The following is a 20,380-nucleotide window of genomic DNA, read 5'->3' on the forward strand; positions in this document are numbered from 1 at the left end:
GCAAGGTAGCTGCTCCGTCCTTTTTTTGTACCTGCTTAAGGCCTATGCCATAATGGTTGTACGACCTGTAAATAAAGGAGAGATGCGAGAAATGGAAGAGAGGCCGGCGAAACGAAAGATTAAAGCGATTGTGACCGGAGCGACGGGCATGGTAGGTGAAGGCGTTCTGATGGAATGCCTGATTCACCCCGATGTCGAGCAGGTGCTTATCCTTACCCGGCGGCCTAGCGGCGTTGCGCATCCCAAGCTGAAGGAAATCGTCCATCGGGATTTTCATGATCTGACCCCAATCCAGTATGAGCTGGAAGGCTACAACGCCTGCTATTTTTGCCTTGGCGTATCCTCCATCGGCATGTCGGAAGCCGACTATACCCGCGTGACCTACGATCTCACGATGCATGTTGCCCGTCTGCTCTCGAGCCTGAATCCGGATATGGTGTTCTGTTACGTAACGGGCGGCGGGACGGACAGCACGGAGCAAGGCAGGAGCATGTGGGCGAGAGTGAAGGGAAGAACCGAGAATCACCTGCTGCAGCTGCCGTTCCGCAGGGCCTTTATGTTCCGTCCGGGCTACATGCACCCGAGCAAAGGACAGGTAAGGGTTCCGAAATGGGCAAAAGCGTTAACCTGGCTGTATCCGATTCTAAGGCCGCTGTTCCCGAACCATCTCATCACGCTGCGTCAGGTGGGCCTCGCCATGATCCAGACCTCATATACCGGCTACGACCGCCATATTCTCGATCCGAAAGATATTATTGCTCTTGCGAAGGAAGGCAGCTGACGACCATGACATCCATGTTCCGGCCGCCCTGCAGCAATTTCTTCGTCATGGATGGCCGGAACAAACTCGCAAACCAGCCTCTCTTCTCTTGGCCAACGATTAACTGCGTGCTTTTTCGCGCATTGGCATGGGTGAGCAGAAAAGCCGGAATATCGCGCGTCTGCCGCATCTCTTTCCGGACGAACGCACCTCCAAGCTGCTCCGTTAATTGCTCCAGCTCCCGTAAGCGGCGGTCTAGCGCCGCACGATCCGCTTGGCCGTTATGGACGGCCATCACATGCCATTCCGCTTTTAGCCGGTAGGCGATACGGAAGCCTCTGCGGATCAGCCGCTCTCCCTGCGCCAGGTCGGTGATGGCCACGAATATAACCTCCTGCCTCCGCCATGGGCCGCGTAGTGCGCCCGTCCGCTCCCACGATTCCAGCCGTTCATCCACGTCGTCGGCAATTTCCCGCAAGGCCAGCTCCCGAAGGGCAATCAGATTGCCCAGCTGAAAAAACGCGTCAAGCGATTCCTCGACCTTGTTCATCGGATAGATTTTCCCCTGCCGCATCCGCTCTTGCAGCGCCTTGGGCGATACATCGATCAGCTCGACTTCATCCGCCAGGCGAAGCATGCGGTCCGGAATCGTCTCTCTTACGCGAACGCCCGCAATCTGCTCAACGGCATCGTTTAAGCTCTCAAGATGCTGGACATTAACGGTCGAAATAACCGAGATGCCGGCATCCAGAATCGCAAGGACATCCTCATAACGCTTCTTATATTGACTTCCCGGCACATTTGTATGGGCCAGCTCGTCGATCAGCACAACCTCCGGAAATCGTTCCAGTATCGCGGCAACATCCATTTCTTTTAGCTGCGTTCCTTTGTAAGGAATCGTAGCTTTTGGAATCAGCTCCAGCTCGCCGATCTGCTCCATGGTTTCCTTCCGGCCATGCGTCTCGAGCAGGCCGATAACGACATCAATGCCTTTGCGGAGTAGAACATTTCCTTCACGAAGCATGGTGTAGGTCTTGCCCACGCCGGGCGCAGACCCGATGTAGACCTTGAAGGTGCCCCGTTTAAGCCGTTTCGTCGTTTGAAGCTGCTCGTCGGGACTAAGTCTTCTGTAAACGGGATCCGGAGTAGTCCGATGCTTGGCCGGCAGGATGCGCTCGCCTTCTGCTTCCGTACGGTCCGCCACGAAAAAGACGTCGATATGGCGCGCATAGCGCAAAATCCCGTTAACAACGGAGCCGTGAAGCAGCTCCTGCAGCGGCGTATGCTTCGAGTGGCCAAGCACGATGCGGGTTACGCCGTGATCCATCGCGTATCTGGCCATCTGCTCGGATAGATGGCGCCGGTGCAAATGGGGAACGGCAAGCTCCTCAAAACCCGCCCCAATCTTCTGGGTAAGCTTGATAATAGACCGCTTGAACGCAGCCGCTTCCTTCGTCATTGCTTTCCCCGCTTTGACGAAGGAGACGACGAGCAGCTCTCCGTTCAGCCTTCTGGCAACCTGCTGGCCCCGACGTATATGGATCGAGCCGTTCCAGTGATATTGGGCGGCAACGAGAATCCGTTCGGCCGCGCCGGACGGACCTACCAAGCCCTGCTGTCTCCGGTGATTTTCAAGCGAATCGTTAACATCCTCCGCCATCAGACGCAGCGCAAGCTCGCGCAGCTTGCCAAGGTTGCCCTTAAGCAGCAGATGCGGGGAGCTCGCGTTGCGCAGATGCCCTTCGTTCACGCGGGTCAGTATCGTTTCCGGCGATACGTCGATTAAACGGACCTCATCGGCCAGCTCCAGAATATCGTCGGGAACCGTATGCTCGGCCTCGATGCCGGTCAACTGATAGGCCAGGTCCGATACGCCGTTCAGCTCATATACGTTAAGCGTTGTAATCACGCTGATGCCGCATTCCAGCAAATGACGAATATCGTCCAGGCGGGTGGGAAGGGGACTGTCCGGCCGGTTTCGGTGCGCAAGTCCGTCCACCAGCACAACCTCGGGATTGCGCGCTTTTATAGCGGCCAGATCAAGATCCTTGCGCTCAATCCCGTCTTTTTGCCAATGAATGCTCGGAATCCGTTCCAGCTCGGCAAGCTGCTCCATCGTCTCCGGCCGCTGCATCGTGGATACGGCGCAAGTGACCACATCAATGCCCTGTTTCCGAAGCTGCTGGCCCTCCCGCAGCATATGATACGTTTTGCCGGCCCCGCTTACCGCCCCGATATAAATTTTGAGCCGTCCGTGATGCAGCTTCGTTATGGCCTTCAGCAGCTCTTCGGGTGTTTTGCGGCGATAGCTGTCGTTCATGTCCCGTCGTTCCTCCTCTCCGTAAGACCCGTGACAGCCCCGCCTGCGCCACTTGGGGCAGGCGGGGCTGCTGTTTACCACATCAGAAAGTATAAGTTTTCGAACTCGAAAACCAGCTTTCTGATTGGCGATAAAAACTACCGCTGAAACGCGGCCCTTCATCTTCGAAGTACTTCGATAGAAGTTTTCTCATTTGCGGAGCTGGCTTAATTCGATGTTCAGCTCCAGCACGTTAACGCGGGGGTCCCCGAAGACGCCAAAATCGCGTCCGTCGGTATGCTTTTTCACCAGCTCTTTCAGAGTGTCCGCCGGCAACCCGGTCAGCTTGCTGATGCGCGGAATTTGGACCTCGGCCGACGCCGGCGTAATATGCGGGTCCAGACCCGAACCGGAATTTGTAATCAGCGCAAGAGGAAGCTGGTTAACCGGAACATCGGGATTGGCGGCCTGCCAGGCGGCAATCGAATCTTTTGTCCGCTGCAGCATATCTGGATTCGAAGGCGCGTAGTTGTTCGAGCCGGACGCTTCCGCTTTGTAGTCGATGCTCGATACCCTTCCTTGGAAATACGCAGGGTCGGTAAAGCTCTGCCCGATCAAGGAGGAGCCGATAATCCGGCCGTTCGAATCCTTGATCATGCTGCCGTTCGCCTGATGCGGGAAGAGCAGCTGGGCAAGGCCGGTTGACACTAGCGGGTAAATAATGCCGCATAGCAGAATAAAAGCGATACCGGCTCTTAAGGCAATCATAAAGAGAGAGCCGTTAGATCCCGATGAAGATGTGGAGTTCGTCATAATTGTCTCTTCCTTTCAGATCGGTCTAGATCCATACATGAACAAGCAGGTCGATCAGCTTGATGCCGATAAACGGGGCAAGGACGCCGCCAAGCCCGTAGATCAGAAGGTTTTTGCTTAACAGCTTCGACGCGCTCATCGGTTTGTACTGCACCCCGCGCATGGCGAGCGGAATGAGCAGCGGAATAATGATCGCGTTAAAGATAAGCGCGGACAGAATGGCCGAAGAGGGCGAACCCAGCTTCATGATGTTCAGGGCGTCCATCTGAGGGATCGCGATCATAAACATGGCCGGAATGATGGCGAAATATTTGGCGATATCGTTCGCGATGCTAAAGGTTGTCAGCGCGCCGCGCGTCATGAGGAGCTGCTTGCCGATCGCAACCACTTCGATAATTTTGGACGGGTCGGAATCCAGGTCGATCATGTTGGCCGCTTCTTTCGCTGCGACCGTACCGCTGTTCATGGCAAGGCCAACGTCGGCCTGGGCAAGCGCGGGAGCGTCGTTTGTCCCGTCGCCCGTCATCGCAACCAGGCTGCCTTCCGCCTGCTCGCGGCGGATCAGCGCGATTTTATCCTCGGGCCTGCTCTCCGCCACAAAATCGTCAACCCCGGCTTCACGGGCAATCGTTGCGGCTGTCAGCGGGTTGTCGCCGGTACACATAATCGTCTTGATCCCCATGCGGCGCAGCTGCTCGAACCTCTCCTGCATGCCCGGCTTCACGGTATCCTTCAAATAAATAATGCCGTAGATGCGGTTATCAACCGCCACGGCGAGCGGGGTACCGCCAAGCACGGCAACTCCTTCGCCGGTAGCGTCGAGATCGGAAGGGACGGTGCCGCCTTGGGAAGCTACCCATTTCTTCACGGCGTCAACGGCGCCTTTGCGTACTTTCCGTCCGTCCGGAAGATCCAGACCGCTCATCCGGGTCTCGGCCGTAAACGCTATGACTTCAGCGTTCTCGGCAAGAGAGGAAGGATAACTCAGCTGCTTGGTCTTCATCAGCTCCAGGACGGAACGGCCCTCCGGCGTTTCATCTTTGGCGGAGCTGACGGCTGCCCATTCGCCAAGCTCCTCGACGCTTACGCCTTTGACAGGCAGGAAGTCGCTTGCCATTCGGTTGCCGTACGTAATCGTGCCGGTCTTATCCAGGATCATCGTATTAATGTCGCCGGCTGCTTCCACCGCTTTGCCGGACATGGCCAGCACGTTAAACTGCGTGACGCGGTCCATGCCGGCGATCCCGATGGCTGACAGCAGACCGCCGATAGTCGTAGGAATCAGACAGACAAGAAGGGCAATGAGCACCGGAATATCAAGCACAACGCCAACATATTTGGCGATTGGAGCCAGGGTCACCACAACAATTAGGAAGATCAGCGTCAGGCTGGTCAGCAGCGTGTTCAGCGCCAGCTCGTTAGGCGTCTTTTGCCGCTTCGCGCCTTCCACAAGGGAGATCATGCGGTCGATAAACGACTCGCCGGGATCGCTCATGATCCGGACTTTAATCCGGTCGCTGACAACGCGGGTACCTCCCGTTACCGAGCTGAAGTCGCCGCCGGCTTCCTTGATTACCGGTGCCGATTCACCCGTAATCGCCGACTCGTCGACAGAGGCAAGACCTTCGATGATCTCACCGTCGCCGGGAATCATCTCTCCTTCGGAGACGACGACGATATCGCCCTTGCGGAGCTCGGTTGACGACACCTGCTTAATCGTCTGGCCCGTCACTTTGTTTGCCGTAATATCTTTTTTGCTCTTCTTGAGCGAATCCGCCTGGGCTTTGCCCCGTCCTTCGGCCAGCGCTTCCGCAAAGTTAGCGAACAAAACGGTGAACAGCAGGATCAGAAAGACCGTCAGATTGAATCCGATACGACCCTCCGTTCCGAAGTAGCCGGGGAAGATCGTCATCAGCAGGACGACAAGCGTACCGACCTCGACGACAAACATGACGGGATTTCTCATCATGGTGAGCGGATTTAATTTCAGAAAGCTGTCCTTTACCGCGCGGCTTATAATCGCCGAGGTCAGCATGGATTTGCGTTGTGTGGTCACGGTTATTCACCTCATCCTTATCCGTTAGCGAATCGTTAAATGCTCTGCAATAGGTCCAAGTACAACGGCAGGCAGGAACGTAAGCGCGCCGACAATCACTACGGTTCCTACTAGAATCCCTCCAAACAGCACGTTGTCTGTCCGGAATGTGCCAATCGTCTCCGGTACGGGCTTTTTGCGGACCAGGGATCCGGCTACGGCAAGCATGACAATCATCGAAATATAACGTCCAAGCAGCATGACAAGACCGGTCGTCATGTTCCAGAACGGCGTATTGTCGGCAAGGCCTTCAAAACCGGAGCCGTTATTCGAAGCCGAAGAGGTGTATTCATAGAGCACCTGCGAGATGCCGTGAAAGCCCGGATTCGTAATGGCACCCTGGCCAAGATCCGTCAGGAAAGCAATGGCGGTTGGCGCCAAAATGATAAACGGATGAACGAGAATCGCGATCGCGATCAGCTTCATTTCTTTGGGTTCGATTTTCCGACCGAGAAACTCCGGTGTCCGTCCAACCATCAGACCGGCTATAAACACGGCAAGAATGGCATACATCAGCATATTGACGAGACCCACGCCCTTGCCGCCGAACACGACGTTCAGCATCATCTCCGCCAGCGGGACAAGACCGCCGATCGGGGTCAGCGTATCATGCATGTTGTTAACTGAACCTGTAGTGGCTGCCGTCGTCACCGCCGTAAACAGGGAGGACTGGGCAATGCCGAACCGGACTTCCTTGCCCTCCATGCTGCCTTGCGAGGCGTCTACGCCAAGGTTGTTCAGTGCCGGATTGCCATGCAGCTCAGCCGTGTAGACCGTTGCAAGGAATACCAGGAACAGCGACATCATCGCGCCAAACACAACCCAGCCTTGCTTGCGGTTTCCCGCGAACCTGCCGTATACATAAGGAAGGCAAGCAGGCAGCGCCCACATGGACAAAATCTCGATCACGTTCGTCAGCGGGCTTGGATTCTCGAATGGATGCGCCGAGTTGGCGCCCATAAAGCCGCCGCCGTTGGTACCCAAATGCTTAATCGATTCAAGCGAAGCAACCGGCCCGATGGCGATGCTTTGCGCTGCTCCTTCCAGCGTTGTTGCCGTAACGTTAGGCTGCAGCGTCTGCGGCACGTGAAGCGCCACAAGCACCAGCGTAATAATCGTTGCGAGCGGCAGGAAAATCCGCGTATGGGATTTCACGAAGTCGGTAAAGAAGTTGCCGATTGTGCTGCCCCTGCTCGTTAAGCCGCGGATAAAAGCAATCGCGACCGAGAAGCCGGTAGCCGCCGATGTGAACATCATCATCATAATGACGGCCATCTGCGAGAAATAGGACAGACCGGTCTCGCCGCTGTAGTGCTGCAGGTTCGTATTTGTAATAAAGCTGACAACGGTATTGAACGACAGCGTTTCTTCCATAGCGCCAATGCCGTTCGGGTTGCCCGGAAGGCTGCCCTGCAGGCGCAGAATCAAATAACTGATCGCGACAAGCACGATATTCGTGAGCAGGAAGCTCAGCGCGTATTTTTTCCAAGTCATGCCCTCACGCGACTTCAGGCCGATTACCTTATAGATGAACCTTTCGATGCCGCCAAAAACGCGGTCGATCCGGTTCGGTTGATCCGAATACACGTGATACACGTAGGTTCCGAGCGGTTTGACGAGCAGAATAAGCACGCCAACCACGATGATGAGCTGTAAAATATCCATTGCCATTGCGGCCTCCCAGCGATCGATTAGGGTTTAGAATTTCTCCGGGTTGATCAAGGCATAAACTAAGTAGAGAAAGAGAAACAGGGCAAGCACTAACGTGACAATCATCGCTTATCCTCCTCTTGAATAGCCCGGTCGCACCATTGCATAAAGCCGGCGAAGAGTACGAATATCGCTGCCAGCAGCAGCACCATATAAATATCCTGCATCGTATATTCCTCCTAAAAGAATTGCCGCATGGCCCGTCAGGTGCCATTTGGGGCAATTCTTGTCTGGTTAGCATGTCCTTTACCGATTATCTTGGCTTGCCATGAGTTCGTTTATGATTAGAAAAGACGTATCCGCATGGCTGGAATGAATAACATCATTCGCGCCCATTCCTTTGTAGATCAGACGCGGGTTTGCACTGTCCGTAACGACGCAGATCGATTTCGACGTCCAGCTGCGGCAGATCTGGATATAACGGCAGCATAAGTTCAGGCTTCTCTCGAATAAAAAGATCCGGCCGACCGGCAGCTCCGGTACGCGCCAGGTGGCTTCATCCGTTGTGTTGACGACGATGACCGCGGTCACGCCAAGCTCCAGCATCCGCTCATACTCGGTCTTATTGTTCACGATGGCCGCAAACGGAATGTGCCGGCGTAGCAGCTGTTTAATAAAGTCCTCGCCTTGCACGTTGGGTGCGGAGACGAGTATATAGTCTTCCATGTGTATACGCTCCTCTTTTCGTTAGAGGAATCAACGACAAACAAAAAAGCCGCGGAAGAGGGACTCTTCACGCGGCTTATAAGCGCAGCACAAAATAAACCGCGCCTATATTCACGATCATCGTTGCCTCTCTTGGTACGCTGACGAAGTTAGCTGACGGATTCGGGCGTAAGAGTCGCCCTACGCCAACAAGCCCGATTAGAGCCGCGTTGGCGATTCACCCCGTGGACAAGCTGGCTTGCGTGCAGCCGGCTGTCCGATTGGTTCCCCCGTTCCCCCGTGTAGGGGATTAAGCGATAAAGACAGTTGATTAAAAATGGGCATCAGAAATAGCCGCAGAGGAAAGATCCCCGCGGCCCCTTAAGGTCACAAGATCACATCATCCTCTCTACTTGGAAAATGCCTCTGCCATAAGCAGCAGCATTTTCATCGCTTACGAGGTTAGCTGACGGATTCGGACGGTGAGAGTCGCCCTACCGGGTACGGCTCGCGCGCAGCCTTTTCCCGGATTCACCCCGGATAAGCAAGCTGCTCCGGCTCTCACACCGTTGCGATGCCGCTTATCGATTGGTTCCCCCGTTTCCCTTAACGGAAACTCAGCGATTGCTACTTCAATCAATTGCTGAATCGTATATTACGCCTGCCGGTCGAGGTTGTAAATGAACCGTGGGGGCGGCATATTGTCTAATTCTGACAAGGAGCTTGGTTAGAGCGTTTACATTGAAAGGGAACTCTACTATGCTCCTTCTTGGACTCTAAATCTCGCGAATGCTATAATTCGTTGCGAAATTTAGGTTTAGGCAAGCCTAATTGGATTGCTCGGAAAGACTAAATAACACGGAAAAACCGTCTTACAGCGGGCGGTGCACGCAGGAAACTGGAGCGGTACAATAAGTGCGCGAGTTAGACGAGAGAATGAGATAAGAGGGCGGAATGGGCGTATAATGGAAGGATTGGACTTTTTCGCCCCTTGTTTTCGTCAGCTAATTTTGGGACAATAGGAGCAGTATGCGGTTTCCGCCGCGTTTGTGAAAAGAGGAATAACGATGAGTACACCATCCATATATGGATTTACTTTAGATCAATTAACGGCATGGCTGGGCGAGCGGGGGCATAAAAAGTTCCGTGCGACTCAGGTGTGGGAATACTTGTACCGGAAGCGGGTTACTAGCTTTACGGACATGGCCGAGGTTCATCCGGACTGCGTGAAGCTTCTGGAGGAGAACTTTGCGATACAGACGCTGGTCGAGCATACGAAGCAGGTGTCGAAGGACGGCACCGTCAAGCTGCTGCTCAAGCTGGATGACGGCAACCTGATCGAGACGGTGATGATGCGCCATAAGTTCGGCCTGTCGGTCTGCGTAACCACGCAGGTTGGCTGCAACATCGGCTGCAGCTTCTGCGCGAGCGGCCTTTTGAAGAAGAGCAGGGACCTGACAAGCGGCGAGATTGTCGAGCAGATCATGAAGATCCAGCTCCATCTTGATGAAGCGGGTCAAGGCGAGAAGGTCAGCCATATCGTTGTCATGGGTATTGGCGAGCCATTCGATAACTTTATTCACTTGAACGACTTCCTTACAACGGTGAAGGATCATAAAGGCCTGGCTATCGGACCGCGCCATATTACGGTATCGACAAGCGGCCTCGCGGATAAAATCAGAGAATTTGCCGACAAGGATCAAGGGGTGAATCTCGCCGTATCGCTGCATGCGCCTAATAATGAGCTGCGGACGCGGATTATGAAGATCAACCGCGCGATTCCGATCGAGAAGCTGATGGATGCGATCGATTATTATCTGGAGCGGACGAACCGCCGCATCACGCTGGAGTATATTCTGCTCAAGGGCGTGAACGACCGGCCGGAGCATGCGCTTGAGCTTGCCGAGCTGGTGGGCGACCGCCGCCGTTCCCTTGTGAACGTGAACCTGATCCCTTACAATCCGGTTGACGAGCACAGCCAGTACCAGCGCAGCGAGAACGACTCCATCAAGGGCTTCTACGATACGCTGAAAAAACAAGACGTCAGCGTCAGCGTACGCCTCGAGCATGGCGCCGACATCGACGCCGCTTGCGGCCAGCTGCGCAGCAAGCAGATGAACAAGGAAAAAGCCGGCTAACAACCGGCACGGCATAATAAAAGCCATGATCGCGCGATCATGGCTTTTTGCAATTCCAAGGGTCCATAATCCGGAATGAAACGCGCTCCTCCGCCTAAGGACGGCGAAGCCGTTTCATCTTGCGGGAGCGGTGCGGCTTCGGTAACCGATGCAGGCCGCAATGGAAATCTGCGCGGCATAGTAGGTTGTCATAATGAGGATATCCGAGCCTGCCACGTCCGAGACGAACTTGTTCCAGGCGAGAATGGAGTCGGAAGCCATAAACAGCAAGGCGCCCGCAACCGCCCATGCGTTGCCGGACATAATGGCCGACCAGCCCATCAGCGAAATGGCGGTTACATAGACAAGCACGGGGAGTTTGAGACCGTCGTCCCCCGACTTTGCGAGAGCATCCATAAGCTCATAGCCCATATAAACGGCGTATGCCCCGATCGGAACAACCGTGACGAGCCGCCGGAAGGAAAACCTCCATCGTCCGAAAAACCCGCTTAAATAAAACAAATGGCCGATTAAAAAGGCGGACAGTCCTACGATAAAGTTACCCAGGGTAACATCGCCAATCACGCAGAAGACAAGACCGGTTAGCACGATCCGTTGAAACCGCTTACCGTTTCGCGCGGGCTGCAAGTAAGCGTAACCGATAATCAGCAGCATCGGAATCGCTTTGAAAATTAGCTTGACGGCATGCGGTTCAGCGGGAATGATAAAAATGTAAAGCAAGCCCGTAAGCAGAATAAGGGCAGGCAGCAATTTATTCAATCGGCATCGCTCCTTTTCCCTAACTATAGCATAGAATTTCGTTTTTCAAGTCTGGATTCCTATCGAAAAGGCGGGGTATCGCATGAATATGAACATGAATACAGCTCAACAATCGCTGGAGAAGCAGCGGCATTATTACGGGACGGGGGCAACCCGGAGTCTCGAATTCCGGCTGGCGCAGCTGGCCAAGCTGCGCCAAGCCATTACGGAACGCGAGGATGCGATTATGCAGGCGCTTCGGCTTGACCTGAACCGGAGCGAGCAGGAGTCCTATATGCTGGAGATTGGACTGGTTCTCAAAGAAATCTCTTTCGTGCAGAAGAGGCTGAAGCGGTGGATGAAGCCCGCCAAGGTCAAAACGGCGCTTACCCACATGGGCAGCAAGGGGTACATCGTGCCGGAGCCGCTTGGCACCGCGCTTATTATCGCACCGTGGAACTATCCGTTCCAGCTCGCGATGGCGCCTCTTGTGGGAGCTATAGCGGCGGGCAATACGGCGATTCTGAAGCCGTCGGAGCTGTCGCCCGCGGTGTCGGAGGTGATGTCCTCGCTTGTTCAGGATACATTTGATCCTTCTTACATAACCGTTATGGAAGGCGGGGTCGAAGTAAGCAAAGAGCTGCTTGACCTGCCGTTCGATAAAATTTTCTTTACGGGCAGCGTTAACGTCGGCAAGCAGGTCATGGCCGCCGCGGCCAAGCATTTGACGCCGGTTACGCTCGAGCTTGGGGGCAAAAGCCCGGCTATTGTGCATCATGACGCCAATCTCAAGCTGGCCGCGAGACGCCTTGCCTTCGGCAAATTTATTAATGCCGGCCAGACCTGCATCGCGCCTGATTACGCGCTTGTGCACCATAGCGTTCTGGAGGAATTCCTTCAGCATCTTCGCAAAACGGTAACGAGGTTCTATGGCCAGAGTCCGCTTGATCATAAGGATTACGGCAAAATTATATCGGAGCGCCATTTTCAAAGGCTCGCTGGCTTCCTTCGCGAAGGGGAGGCTGTCATGGGCGGAGGGGCAGACGAAATGTCGCTCCGGATCGAGCCTACCGTATTAACCCGCGTGGACTGGAATATGCCGGTCATGCAGGAAGAGATTTTTGGCCCGATTCTGCCTGTCCTTGTCTATGACGAACTGCAAGAAGCAATTGACCAAATCAATGCGCGTCCGAAGCCGCTTGCCCTCTATCTGTTCAGCGAGAACGCGGCTATTCAGAAGCGGGTGACCGAAGCCGTGCCGTTTGGCGGCGGATGCATCAACGATACGCTCATGCATCTGGCGACGCCGTATTTGCCGTTTGGCGGCGTGGGCGAGAGCGGGCTCGGTGCTTATCATGGCGAGTACAGCTTCAAGACCTTCTCCCATATGAAAAGCGTGCTGAAGCAAACGACCAGGTTCGATTTCGCCTTCCGTTATCCGTCGGCGAAGGGTGGTCTTTCGATCATTCGGAGGCTGATGAAATAGAGGCGCATCCGTCATAAAAGTTTTTAACTTTATTTGTAAAAAATTTATTTGACTAAAGGCTGGTTTGCTCAGTAACATGGGGTAGCAAACAACCATTACTGGCAGCCGTTGTCCCCTCATCCTGTGGCGTAATGGTGTATTCCATGTAGGAGGTTATACGGATGGAACAACGGTTAAACGATCATTCGCAGGAGCAGGAATTCAGCATGAAAAGCATCCTGCTCCCGCTTGTCGCGATTATTCTCGGCTGCTTTATGGTTATTCTCGATACAACGGCGATGAATGTCGCTTTATCGAAGCTCGTAGAGGATTTCCATACGCAGCTTCCCACTCTGCAATGGACCGTAACGGGCTATATGCTGGCGCAAGCGGCTGTCATTCCTCTTGCCGGCTGGCTGTCCGACCGGTTCGGCGCCAAGACGGTTTTTCTGACCTCGGTCATCCTCTTTACGTTAGGCTCGCTCCTGTGCGCGCTGCCGAACGACCCGCAAACGCTCATTGCGTTCCGCGTTATTCAAGGGCTTGGCGGCGGATTCGTGCTGCCGGTCGCGATGGCGTATGTTTACCGGCTGAGTCCGCCGAGCAAGGTGGGGCAGGTCATGGGGATGCTGGGCGTGCCGATTCTTCTTGCGCCTGCCATTGGCCCCATTCTCTCCGGCTGGCTCGTCGAGTACCACTCCTGGCGCTGGATCTTCCTGATCAATCTGCCCGTGGGCATTATCAGCGTATTGTTTGGCTTATGGAAACTGCCGAAGCTGGCGACCAAGAAGCTTGCGGGACTAGATATTCCCGGCATGATTCTGGGGCCGCTCGCTTTCGCGGCGTTATCCTATGGCGTTAACCAAGGCGCCGAAAGCTGGACTTCGGACAAAACGCTCTCCGGCCTTATCGTTGGCGGCATCGCGCTAATCGTCTTTATTATCGTAGAGCTGCGCGCGAAGCATCCGCTGCTGGATCTTCGGGTGTTCCGCTCGGTTGATTTCTCGTTTGGCATTGTGGTGCAGTGGATTGTTCAGTTCTCTCTTTTCGGAGCGATTTTCCTGCTGCCGCAATTTCTTCAGCAGGGCCGCGGCTACGGTGCCTTCGACACCGGCCTTACCTTGTTCCCGCAAGCGCTGGCATCGGCCTGCATGATGCCGATCGGCGGTTATTTGTTTGACCGGATCGGGGTCCGCTGGCTGGTGGTTATCGGGCTTAGCCTTGTTTCGGGCGCCATCTTCCAATACTCAAATCTCGATATTCATACGGGAAGAGAGGATCTGCTGCTGCCGCTTATCATGGCCGGCTCGGGAATGGGGCTTATGATGATGCCGCTGAATTCCCATCTGATCAACAAGACGCCGCGGGAGCTGGTCAGCCGGGTTACTTCGCTTACGAGCGCCATGCAGCAGGTAATCAGCTCGCTTGCGGTAGCGCTGCTCGTCACGATTCTGACGAAGAGGATTGCAAAGCTGATGGTTGAAGCGAACGTGCCGCCCGAAGCGCTGGCGAATCAGACCGCGGGAAGCGGCGCCGCGCAGGCGAGTCCGGAGCAGCTGCAGCAGCTTCTCGCATTGGCGGTCGATGCATTCGACTACACCTTTGGCATTATGGTGTTTGTTGCTATTGCGGGTGCCTTGTTAGGACTTCTGCTCCGCAGAGGCAAGAAAAGTTCCGGCGAGAACACGCAGGCCGAGAAGCCGGAAGCGGCTCTCGAAGGGCTTCATATGGGATAGAAGGATGCAAGCACCCGCCACCAGGCTGTTCACAGCCGAGTGGCGGGTGCTTTTTTTTGCCCAAATCAGACTGATTTGTCGGGTGTTCATCTCTCACTTCCCCGGTTTTGCCGCCGCCGGTCCCGTTAGATAATAGGAGCAGGCAGGGGCTTAAGGCGCCTGACCGCAAGCAAAGGCAAGCTAGCAGAACGGAGAGGTTGCAAGCTATGAAATTTGGCGTTTGTTATTATCCGGAGCATTGGCCGGAGGAACGCTGGCCGCTGGATGCGAAGCTGATGCGGGAGGCCGGCATCAATATCGTCCGGATCGGGGAGTTTGCCTGGTCGAAGCTTGAGAGGAGACCCGGCGAATATACCTTCGAATGGCTGGACAAAAGCTTGTCCATTCTAGCTACCGAAGGCATTCGGGTCGTGCTGGGCACCCCAACGGCTACGCCGCCCAAATGGCTCATGGACCGCCATCCCGACCTCTACATGCGGGATAACAAGGGAGTTGCCAGGGGCTTCGGGCACCGGAGGCATTATTGCTATAACCATCCCGATTACCCTGTCTATATTCAGTCAATCGTTACGCAGCTGGCGACAAGATACGGCGCTTGCGATAACGTAGTAGCCTGGCAGATCGATAACGAGTTTGGCTGCACGGATACGACTCGCTGCTACTGCGATAATTGCCGGACGGCCTTCCAGCAATGGCTGGAGGCCAAGTATGGGAACATCGACAACCTGAACGAGCAGTGGGGAACGGTATTCTGGAGCCAGATCTACAACGCGTTCTGCGAAATCGAGCTGCCGGCTTATACGGTCTTTCCGCTTCATAATCCCGGCATGGAGCTTGATTTCCGGCGTTTCTCATCCGATTCCGTCGTCCGGTTCCAGCAGCTTCAGCTTGATATTATCCGCTCCCTTGCTCCGCATCAGCCGATTACGCACAACATGATGGGTATGTTTAACGAGATCAACGACTTCAACCTGTCGAAGGAGCTGGATTTCGCATCGCTGGACAATTACCCGAATTTGATGTTTGCCGATAAGCCCGATCCGCGGAGCTCCGCATTGGCTCTGGATGCAACCAGGGGCTTTAAGCAGGCGAGCTTCTGGATGATGGAGCATCAGAGCGGTCCGCCGGGCGGCAACATGCTGTTCCCGACGCCCAAGCCGGGCGAGCTGCGCAAATGGACGTATCAGTCCGTTGCCCATGGGGCGGACGCGATCTTGTATTTCCGCTGGAGAACCTGCCTGTTTGGAGCGGAGCAATTCTGGCACGGCCTGCTGCCGCATGACGGCATACCCGGACGGCGTTACGAAGAAGCGGCGCGAACGGGGGAAGAGCTGCAGCGGCTGCTGCCTCTGATGGAGGGACTCGGCAGCGGGGCCGAAGTGGCAATGATCCGGTCCTATGAGAATGAATGGGCGATGGAGATTCAGCCGCAAACCCATGAGCACCGGTACGACCGTCAATTCCAGTCCTATTACCGGTACTTCTACGACAGCCGGATTCCCGTTGACGTCATCTCCGATGAGCATTCCTTCGATAGCTACAAGCTGGTCGTTCTGCCGCATTATATGATGGCAAAGCCGGGCGTTGCCGAGAGGCTGGCGCATTATGCGGCCGCGGGCGGCACCGTTGTGCTCGATATCCGCGCGGGGACAAAGCTGTGGAACAACCGGATGGATGATGCCACGCTGCCCGGGGCGTTCAGGGAGCTGCTCGGCATCCGCATTACGGATTACGGCACGCTTCGCGAAGGGGAAACCCGACGGATTGCGGCGGCAGACGGGGAGCCTGTCGGGCACGGAACGGTCTGGTACGATGTCATCGTCTGCGAGAAGGCGGAAGCGATCGCCTGGTACGCCGAGGATTACATGTCCGGGACACCGGCCGCGACGCGCAACGCCGTCGGTAAGGGCGCAGCCTATTATCTCGGCATAGGCGCTGATCCGGCCTGCATGCGCAGCCTGATGAACCGGGTTTGCGAATCCGCGAGCGTTCGCCCCATTACCGAAGTATCGGCGCCGGAGGAGGTAGAGCTGACAAGAAGGGCGGACCGTTTGCAGTCGTTTATCTTCGCGATTAACCACGCGGGAGAAGAGCGGAGTCTTCAGCTTGCCGGACCGATGCGGGAGCTGATCTCGGACCGCGCGATGGAAGGCGCGGCTGTTATTCCGGCTTACGGCGCCTATGTTTTCGCCCGTGTCTAAGTCGTCATGAAAGGAGACTACCATGGCCAAACCCGCCACACCATTAATAAATCATGAAGTTGCGCAAACGGCTCGGAAGAAGGCGGGCAAAAGACTTGTCATTCGAAGACAGTATCAGCTGCTGCTCATGTCAACGCCTTTTGTGCTTCTCGTTATGCTGTTCTCGTTCGGCCCGCTCTGGGGCTGGATCATGGCCTTCCAGCATTACAAGGTTGCGCTTGGCCTATGGCAATCGCCATGGGCGGGCTTCGATAACTTTAGGCTGCTCTTCCAGGATCCCCAGTTCTTCAATGCGCTGCGCAACACCGTCGTCATGGGAGTGCTGAATCTGGTGACAAGCTTTATCGGAGCCATTGGCCTCGCCCTGCTCCTGAACGAAGTGCGGTTTGTGTTCTTCAAGCGGGTGATTCAGACGTTAACCTATATCCCGCATTTCGTTTCCTGGGTTGTCATCGCGAACATCTTCGCTACGCTGCTGTCCCCGGACGCCGGCGTTGTGAACGCGATATTGCTGAAGCTGGGCTTCATTCATGAACCGATTTATTTTCTCGGGGAAGAGAAGCTGTTCTGGTGGATTCATACGGCGGCGAACTTCTGGAAGGAGCTTGGCTGGAATACGATCATCTACCTTGCGGTGCTCGTGGGGCTTAACCCGGAGCATTACGAGGCGGCCGAAGTCGACGGAGCAACAAGGTGGCAGAAAATGCGCTATATTTCCATCCCGGGCCTTATGCCAACGGCGATTCTGCTGCTTATCCTAAGCGTCGGCTGGATCGTCCAAAGCGGTTACGAATCCCAGTTCCTCCTCGGCAATCCGGTCGTCATCAACCGTTCCGAGGTGCTGGATCTGTACGCCTTGAATTACTCGACCAGCATTGGCGATTACTCTTACGGCGTCGCGGTCAGCATGTTCAAATCGATTGTTAGTCTTGTGCTTGTCCTGCTGGTTAACTACACGGCGAGAAAAACATCCGGCAGCCGTTTATTCTAACGGACCGGCTTGCAAGGAGGTGAGAGAACATGTTTGTCAGGAGGTCCACAGGAGATGTCATCTTCAGTGCTTGCAACTATATCCTGCTGTTGCTGCTCGGCATCGGAACGTTATTCCCGTTTCTCAATCTGGCGGCCATCTCCTTAAACGATGCGGGCGATACGCTGAAGGGCACCATTTATGTCTGGCCCCGCGTCTTTACGTTGGAGAACTACGGCACGATATTCGCCAATGACGGTCTGGCAGCCGCGGCTGTCCGTTCGGTGATCCGGACCTTGGTTGGCACCGTGCTGGGCGTTTTATGCACGGCGATGCTGGCTTACGCGCTAAGCAGGAAGGAGTTTTTCCTCCGCAAGCCGTTTAACGTTATCCTGATCATCACGATGTACGTCAACGGCGGCTTGATTCCTTTTTACCTGCTGGTCAAGAATATCGGCCTAATGAATCATGCGGCCGTCTATATTCTGCCGATGCTGATCGGGGTGTTTAACGTCATCATTATGCGAAGCTATTTCGAGCAGCTGCCGGAGGGGATCGTGGAGTCGGCCAGAATCGACGGCGCATCGGATTTCCAAATCCTGTTCCGGATCGTGCTTCAGATCAGCTTGCCCGTTTTATCGACTATTACGCTGTACATCGCCGTGCAGCATTGGAACTCCTGGTTCGATAACTATCTGTACGCGAGCAGGAACGAGAACCTGAATCTGCTGCAATACGAGCTGCAGAAAATTCTGATCAGCTCCGTTAACCAGGTCATGAGCGCCAATACCCACATCGATGCAACGGATGCCAGACGGACTAATCCGGAGACGATCCGGGCGGCAATGACGATCATCGTCACCCTGCCGATTCTGCTGGTGTACCCGTTCCTGCAAAAGTATTTCGTGAAAGGAATGACCTTCGCGGCCATGAAGGAATAGGCGGCCAAGAGGGGGATTGTCGGAATTCCGATACCGGTGATATGATCATGACAAGATGAGAGGGTGTCCATATGTCCAAGACATGGAAAAAAGGGTTAACGCTGCTGACGGCTTCCGTTATGCTCACAGGTGTTGTGGCAGCCTGCTCCTCCAATAACAACGGGGGCGGCAATACGGAAGCATCAGGCAACGGCGGAAATGCGAAGGCCAGCAACGCAACAAATGAAGGCGCTTCCAATGAGCCGGCAAAGGCTCCGCTCGAACCGATTACGTACACGATGAACACGACCGACGAGAAGCTGACTTGGGATACGCCGATCCAGAAAATGTTTACGGAGAAAACGGGCGTTTCCTTTAAATACGATCTGATCGTAGGGGAAGAGACGCAAAAGCAGGATCTCTGGCTCGCTTCCGGCGACTACCCGGACATCATGGCGATGGGGCCGCAGGAAATCCAGAAATACAAAGACGGCGGAGCGCTTATCCCGCTGAACGATCTGATCGATCAATACGGACCGAACATCAAAGATAAGTTCGGCGAATACTTCAATCTCCTCAAGGACGAAGACGGCAAGATCTGGTCTCTTTACGGCGTGAACAAGAGCCGCGAAGCGAAGGCGGATGCCTCGGCCAACTTCATCGTCCAATATGACGTGCTGAAAGAAGCGGGTTATCCGCAAATTAAGACGCTCGACCAGCTGTACGATATCCTCAAAGCGTACAAAGACAAACATCCTCAGATTGACGGCAAGGAAACGATCGGCTTCTCCGGCGCCATGACGGGCTGGCAAGTCAACATCGAATACAATAACCCGATTATCAGCGCGTCCGGCTTGCCTGACCACGGCAACTTCCGGATCGATGCGTCCGGCAAGGTCGAATACAACCCGGTCACCGAGGACGCGAAGAAATACTACTCCTTCCTGAACAAGCTTTATCAGAACGGGCTTTACGACAAAGAGGCTTTCTCGCAGGACGATCTGTCGAAAAAGCTTGCGCAAGGCCGCGTATTAGCTGCTTACGCGCCGAAATGGATGGTGGGCAACGTCGAGACGCAGTTCCGTCTAGACGGGCATCCGGAGCGTCAATACGCTTACCTGCCGCTATTCTTCTCGGAGGATACGGTTGACCAATCGAACACGGTTGTTCCAACGTTCGCGGGAAGCCTGCAGTGGGCGGTTACGAAGTCCGCGAAAAACCCGGAGCGGTTCATCCAGTTTATCGACTACCTGTTCTCCGACGAAGGCCAGATTTTATCGCAATGGGGCATTGAAGGCACGCATTACGAAGTGAAGGACGGCAAGCGGACCCTGCTGCCGGCCGAGCTGGAGGCCCGCAAGAACGATCCCGACCATGGCACCAAAGAAGGCTTTACGAGCAACGGCACGGGCAGCGGCTCCTGGTTCAACGTTGGCGACGGCGCGAAGCTGAGCGACGGCGATTACGCCACTCCGCTGACCAAGGATTATCAGCTCAGCCTGTACGATGACATGACCAAAGAAGTATTGTCCAAATACGGCAAGCAGACCTGGGCGGACTTCCTTCCTCCTGCGCAGGTGGTGCCGGGCTATCTGTGGCAGGTGACGCCTCCGGACAATATCAACCTGCAGGCCAAGAAGATTGAAGAGGCCTGGAAGAAATATTTGCCGAAGCTCATCATGGCGAAGAACCCGACCGATTTCGATACCAGCTGGGACGGCATGAAGTCCACGATGGAAAAAGCGGGTCTGCAGGAAGTGAACGACGCTTATACGAAGCTGTGGGCCGACTTTAACGCCAAATTCAAAGCGAGCATCGGGGAGTAACTCTCCTTCGGCAGGCAGTAAGCCGTCATACCGCGTACGCCTTGACCCAAGGCGTACGTTCTTT

General features: G+C 55.0%; 15 protein-coding genes and 2 riboswitches. Of the genes, 8 read left to right on the forward strand and 7 right to left on the reverse strand.

Going from position 1 to position 20,380, the window contains the following annotated elements:
• Positions 1–91 precede the first annotated feature (91 nt).
• Positions 92–781 carry an NAD-dependent epimerase/dehydratase family protein gene (locus EV294_RS16055; RefSeq protein WP_132308489.1) on the forward strand — a complete coding sequence of 230 codons (690 nt, stop codon included), beginning with the start codon at positions 92–94 and terminating at the stop codon, positions 779–781.
• On the opposite strand, the gene EV294_RS16060 is transcribed toward EV294_RS16055, so the two are convergent.
• From EV294_RS16060 to EV294_RS16085, 6 genes are all read right to left on the reverse strand, one after another.
• Positions 753–3,080: a histidine kinase gene (locus EV294_RS16060; RefSeq protein ID WP_132308491.1), complete on the reverse strand. Its 2,328-nt coding sequence runs from the start codon at positions 3,078–3,080 to the stop codon at positions 753–755. The two genes, EV294_RS16055 and EV294_RS16060, sit on opposite strands and share 29 nt — an antisense overlap.
• A 189-nt stretch (positions 3,081–3,269) precedes the next feature.
• A complete protein-coding gene (gene kdpC / locus EV294_RS16065) occupies positions 3,270–3,872 on the reverse strand; it encodes a potassium-transporting ATPase subunit KdpC (RefSeq protein ID WP_132308493.1) in 603 nt (200 codons plus the stop codon).
• Positions 3,873–3,897: 25 nt separating this feature from the next.
• A complete protein-coding gene (gene kdpB, locus EV294_RS16070) occupies positions 3,898–5,907 on the reverse strand; it encodes a potassium-transporting ATPase subunit KdpB (RefSeq protein WP_243711690.1) in 2,010 nt (669 codons plus the stop codon).
• Between the two features lie 45 nt (positions 5,908–5,952).
• Positions 5,953–7,632, reverse strand: coding sequence for a potassium-transporting ATPase subunit KdpA (kdpA, locus tag EV294_RS16075; protein ID WP_132308497.1), 1,680 nt, complete (start codon positions 7,630–7,632; stop codon positions 5,953–5,955).
• 33 nt (positions 7,633–7,665) lie between these two features.
• Positions 7,666–7,743, reverse strand: coding sequence for a K(+)-transporting ATPase subunit F (gene kdpF / locus EV294_RS31100; protein WP_083778284.1), 78 nt, complete (start codon positions 7,741–7,743; stop codon positions 7,666–7,668).
• Positions 7,744–7,923: 180 nt separating this feature from the next.
• Entirely contained in the window at positions 7,924–8,343 is a 420-nt protein-coding gene (locus tag EV294_RS16085; RefSeq protein ID WP_132308499.1) for a hypothetical protein, read from the reverse strand.
• 122 nt (positions 8,344–8,465) lie between these two features.
• Positions 8,466–8,649: riboswitch (cyclic di-AMP (ydaO/yuaA leader) on the reverse strand.
• A 110-nt stretch (positions 8,650–8,759) separates the two neighbouring features.
• Positions 8,760–8,955, reverse strand: a riboswitch (cyclic di-AMP (ydaO/yuaA leader).
• A 434-nt stretch (positions 8,956–9,389) separates the two neighbouring features.
• Here EV294_RS16085 and rlmN point away from each other — a divergent pair.
• Positions 9,390–10,460, forward strand: a complete 1,071-nt coding sequence (rlmN, locus tag EV294_RS16090; protein WP_132308501.1) for a dual-specificity RNA methyltransferase RlmN — start codon at positions 9,390–9,392, stop codon at positions 10,458–10,460.
• 114 nt (positions 10,461–10,574) lie between these two features.
• On the opposite strand, the gene EV294_RS16095 is transcribed toward rlmN, so the two are convergent.
• Positions 10,575–11,219, reverse strand: coding sequence for a lysoplasmalogenase (locus tag EV294_RS16095; RefSeq protein ID WP_132308503.1), 645 nt, complete (start codon positions 11,217–11,219; stop codon positions 10,575–10,577).
• Between the two features lie 88 nt (positions 11,220–11,307).
• On the opposite strand from EV294_RS16095, the gene EV294_RS16100 reads away from it, so the two are divergent.
• From EV294_RS16100 to EV294_RS16125, 6 genes are all read left to right on the forward strand, one after another.
• Entirely contained in the window at positions 11,308–12,684 is a 1,377-nt protein-coding gene (locus EV294_RS16100) for an aldehyde dehydrogenase (protein ID WP_132308953.1), read from the forward strand.
• A gap of 161 nt (positions 12,685–12,845) precedes the next feature.
• Positions 12,846–14,399: a DHA2 family efflux MFS transporter permease subunit gene (locus tag EV294_RS16105; RefSeq protein ID WP_132308505.1), complete on the forward strand. Its 1,554-nt coding sequence runs from the start codon at positions 12,846–12,848 to the stop codon at positions 14,397–14,399.
• A 206-nt stretch (positions 14,400–14,605) separates the two neighbouring features.
• Positions 14,606–16,600, forward strand: coding sequence for a beta-galactosidase (locus tag EV294_RS16110; protein WP_132308507.1), 1,995 nt, complete (start codon positions 14,606–14,608; stop codon positions 16,598–16,600).
• A 22-nt stretch (positions 16,601–16,622) separates the two neighbouring features.
• A complete protein-coding gene (locus EV294_RS16115) occupies positions 16,623–17,591 on the forward strand; it encodes an ABC transporter permease (protein WP_132308509.1) in 969 nt (322 codons plus the stop codon).
• A gap of 29 nt (positions 17,592–17,620) precedes the next feature.
• Positions 17,621–18,511, forward strand: coding sequence for a carbohydrate ABC transporter permease (locus tag EV294_RS16120; RefSeq protein WP_132308511.1), 891 nt, complete (start codon positions 17,621–17,623; stop codon positions 18,509–18,511).
• A 71-nt stretch (positions 18,512–18,582) separates the two neighbouring features.
• Positions 18,583–20,316: an extracellular solute-binding protein gene (locus tag EV294_RS16125; RefSeq protein WP_132308513.1), complete on the forward strand. Its 1,734-nt coding sequence runs from the start codon at positions 18,583–18,585 to the stop codon at positions 20,314–20,316.
• Positions 20,317–20,380: the final 64 nt, after the last annotated feature.

Source organism: Paenibacillus sp. BK033, from assembly GCF_004345425.1.
Classification (GTDB): domain Bacteria; phylum Bacillota; class Bacilli; order Paenibacillales; family Paenibacillaceae; genus Pristimantibacillus.